Genomic DNA, 3,107 nt, shown 5'->3' with positions numbered 1-3,107 from the left:
GATATTTCAAAGACTCTGNTACTGCAACTATTCATTTTATCGCCTTAACGGTTAATTCAAATGACCAACATCCCAAGACCTAAACCACGAAAACCATTACCTTCTCAGCCTTCATCTCGTGATAATTCTGTAGTAAGTAGTACACAAAAACCATACAAATTTGTTGCTTTTCCACAGGAACGCCCTCGCTTAGAACATCCTGCTGGACATGATAAGTTTGATAAAAATCGTTTGCATGGAACTTTATTTTTAACTCTGAAAGTTAAAACTTCACTTCATATTTCTACTGGTATAGTTGTCCCTGGTAACGATATTGCAACTCGTGTATCTTTAATAAAAACAATGGTACAGGGGATTGATAAACACTTAGTAATTCAAGGGAGTTCCCTTAAAGGTTGCATTCGTTCAGTTTATGAAGCGATTACGAATAGCACCCTTGCAGTAGTCACATCAAAATTTCGGGATAAAATACCCAACGAAAGATTACCATCTCGAAATAAAGAACAATTATGTCCCGCTAGTCAAGTATTTGGTGCTTTAGATTGGCAGGGATTAATTGAGTTTAATGATGTTAAATGCGAAAATATAGGTTTTAATACGGGTTTTATGCCTTCGTTATATCGTCCGCGCCCTGAACCCGGAAGCGCATATTTTGACGCAAGGGGAAAAGTTGCTGGACGTAAATTTTATTATCACACGATTCGCGCTATTGAAAAAGGTCAAAATCAAGGAATTGCAGTTCAACAAGCAGCAAGAGAATACACTTTTACTACTCAATTGCAATTCAAAAACATCAAACCTGAACAATTAGGGACGTTATTTGTTGTACTGGGGCAAGATTCCAATTACCCTATAGCTTTAAAAGTTGGTGGTGGTAAACCTATTGGGATGGGAAGCATGACAGTAGGGATTACCCAAGCTAATATATTGCAAAACTTTGAGGATTTGCGATCGCACTACTCCACTTATACCCCCGATAACAATCATCTTCTCACGGGAGAGGCGCTAGAAACGTTTATCGCCACCCAAATTAAAACAGCACATTCCAGACTCATTCAACTTCCGCAACTACAGCAACTCGCTGAAATTCTACGCTACCCAACCGATCGTGAACCACCAGAAGGCATGTATTAATGTTTACTACAGAATCTTTAACAGAAGCGGAATCTCAACTTGCTCACAATTTAGCAATAAGTTTAGTTAAAGAAGACACAGACGTTAACGAAGTAGGAAAAGTTATTGCATATCTGCGTAGCATTGTAGAGCAACCTGATGCAGGACGGAGATTTTTTAGCTATCTTAAAATCTTAGTTACTAACGGTAGGCAAATTGGACATAGTAGCCGAACTACAAGTTACTACTGTAATATCGAACGTGCCTGTAATCAATATCTGCAAAGCCAACAAGGAAATGCTCAGGCTATGTTAAAAATTTTAGGCTGGGCGATGCGTTTAATGCGGTATTATAAAGTTAGTCCAATTGAGGAAATCTCTATTTCCGAAAGTCCGCAGGTTGAACAAGTCTCTGAACGTCAAGCAGAAATTGCGGAAGTTTTTCACCCACAAAAGTTTGAAATTGACCAAGTTTTAGATGCTACTGTGCTTGGTATTAAAGGTAATAAAGTAACTTATGAGATGCTGGAAACAATTAAGCTGACTCAGAAAGAACCTAAAAAAGCAAGTTTTCTTAAAGAAAGGCAGGTATTAAAAGTGAAAATTACCGCCCTGAAGGATGATGGAAGTATTAAAAGTGTAAAGTCAATTGAGTAATTTGCTTTATTTACATTTGTGTTATTTTTTACTTAAAATAAAATGCGAAAAAACCAAATAGCGATCGTAATCCTTACCCTTCTTTACCAATCTGTCCTCTAACCCACTCCCTGATTGCTTGTCGGAAAACTCGTCTTCCTACCATACGGTGTTTTTCAATTAGTGATGGAATTTCTTGAATATTCAGATTAGGAAACACTAAACTTGTTTCTCTTTCAAGATATTCCTCACCTTGCAACTGGTAAATTTTGATTTCTCCAGAGTCATAAGACCAAATTTCAGGTACGCCTAACCGTGCATAGATGGGAAAGCGATCTAAAGATTTACTGGTAATATCAATTTCTAAAGCTAAATCTGGAGGTGGGTCTTGATTTAAATCAAACTTGAGTTTACCTCGAATTAAGGCTTCATTTTGAAAATAAAAACAATTATCAGATTCTATTCCAGCCCTTTTTAGTTCTCGTTTCCAGGTAGTTGAGCCATAACACTCATAATCTAGCTCCAAAACATCAGCCGTATCTTTGATGATGTCACCAATTATTTCTTTGTAATATTCGTGTTCTGGTAACGGTGTCATAATCTCTAATGTGCCATCATCATAAGCGACCCTAGCTGAACGGCTTTCACCTAAGTCTATTAATAAATTCTCAAATTGTTGCCAACTGATATTGTAGAGAACCACTCGATCAGCGCGACGTTCAGTTAGCAGCATAATCCCTCGCAGAATCAGTAATTAATAATATGCATGGTATAAATTTCAAAATTGATGACTGAACAACATCAAAATTTATCCTACTCTATTTTATCAATGATGATTGATGAATATTTCCAAACCCTCACCACCTTCTTCCCACATCAATTTCAATACCAAACGATTGCCAAAATCCTTAAACGTCAAGACATCCTCCTCCGCGCACCAACAGGATCGGGAAAAACGGAAACAGCGATCGCACCCTTCCTCTTCGCCAAAGCCCTCGATATAGACTTCCCCAATAAACTCATCTACGTTGTCCCCCTGCGAACCCTAGCCAATAGCCTCCGCCAACGGACTGAAATATTAGTTGCGAACTGGGAGAAGGCTTATCCATCATCCCGTTCCTTAGCTGTCACTCTACAAACAGGAGAGAACCCAGAAGACCCACGCTTTGAAGGTGATATAGTTTTCTGCACAATTGACCAAATGTTGAGCAGCTTCCTGAATATCCCTTATTCAGTCGGTCGTGGTTCTGCCAATGTTGGGGTAGTGTTACGGAAGCTGTCACCAGGGGCAAAGTAGCTCTAAAGTCCTTAGAGGACTAGGTTTCAAACTTTTCACCTTGAGGGGACACGCGATAATGC

4 protein-coding genes are annotated in these 3,107 nt (G+C 38.8%); 3 read left to right on the top strand and 1 reads right to left on the bottom strand.

All coding sequences use genetic code 11. From position 1 onward, the window contains the following. Nucleotides 1–60 precede the first annotated feature (60 nt). Together H6G26_RS40320 and H6G26_RS40315 are read left to right on the top strand one after the other, a co-directional pair. Entirely contained in the window at nucleotides 61–1,134 is a 1,074-nt protein-coding gene (locus H6G26_RS40320; RefSeq protein WP_190737575.1) for an RAMP superfamily CRISPR-associated protein, read from the top strand. Continuing rightward, nucleotides 1,134–1,769: a hypothetical protein gene (locus tag H6G26_RS40315; protein WP_190737573.1), complete on the top strand. Its 636-nt coding sequence runs from the start codon at nucleotides 1,134–1,136 to the stop codon at nucleotides 1,767–1,769. The genes H6G26_RS40320 and H6G26_RS40315 overlap by 1 nt, the downstream gene beginning before the upstream one ends. A 73-nt stretch (nucleotides 1,770–1,842) precedes the next feature. On the opposite strand, the gene H6G26_RS40310 is transcribed toward H6G26_RS40315, so the two are convergent. Continuing rightward, complete coding sequence (locus H6G26_RS40310; protein WP_190737571.1) at nucleotides 1,843–2,481, bottom strand: Uma2 family endonuclease; 639 nt, start codon at nucleotides 2,479–2,481, stop codon at nucleotides 1,843–1,845. Nucleotides 2,482–2,535: 54 nt separating this feature from the next. Between H6G26_RS40310 and H6G26_RS40305 the strand changes: the two genes are divergently transcribed. After that, nucleotides 2,536–3,045, top strand: coding sequence for a DEAD/DEAH box helicase family protein (locus tag H6G26_RS40305; RefSeq protein ID WP_199327293.1), 510 nt, complete (start codon nucleotides 2,536–2,538; stop codon nucleotides 3,043–3,045). Nucleotides 3,046–3,107: the final 62 nt, after the last annotated feature.

This window comes from Nostoc sp. FACHB-888 (genome assembly GCF_014696655.1).
GTDB lineage: Bacteria > Cyanobacteriota > Cyanobacteriia > Cyanobacteriales > Nostocaceae > Nostoc.
Note: the sequence above shows the minus strand (reverse complement) of the source record. Positions and strands in the feature narration are given on the sequence as shown.

What these genes read in the sequence shown, in the direction of transcription:
- H6G26_RS40320 (WP_190737575.1), top strand. Translation starts at nt 61, where the DNA reads ATGACCAACATCCCAAGACCTAAACCACGAAAACCATTACCTTCTCAG.
- H6G26_RS40315 (WP_190737573.1), top strand. Translation starts at nt 1,134, where the DNA reads ATGTTTACTACAGAATCTTTAACAGAAGCGGAATCTCAACTTGCTCAC.
- H6G26_RS40310 (WP_190737571.1), bottom strand. Translation starts at nt 2,481, where the DNA reads ATGCTGCTAACTGAACGTCGCGCTGATCGAGTGGTTCTCTACAATATC.
- H6G26_RS40305 (WP_199327293.1), top strand. Translation starts at nt 2,536, where the DNA reads ATGACTGAACAACATCAAAATTTATCCTACTCTATTTTATCAATGATG.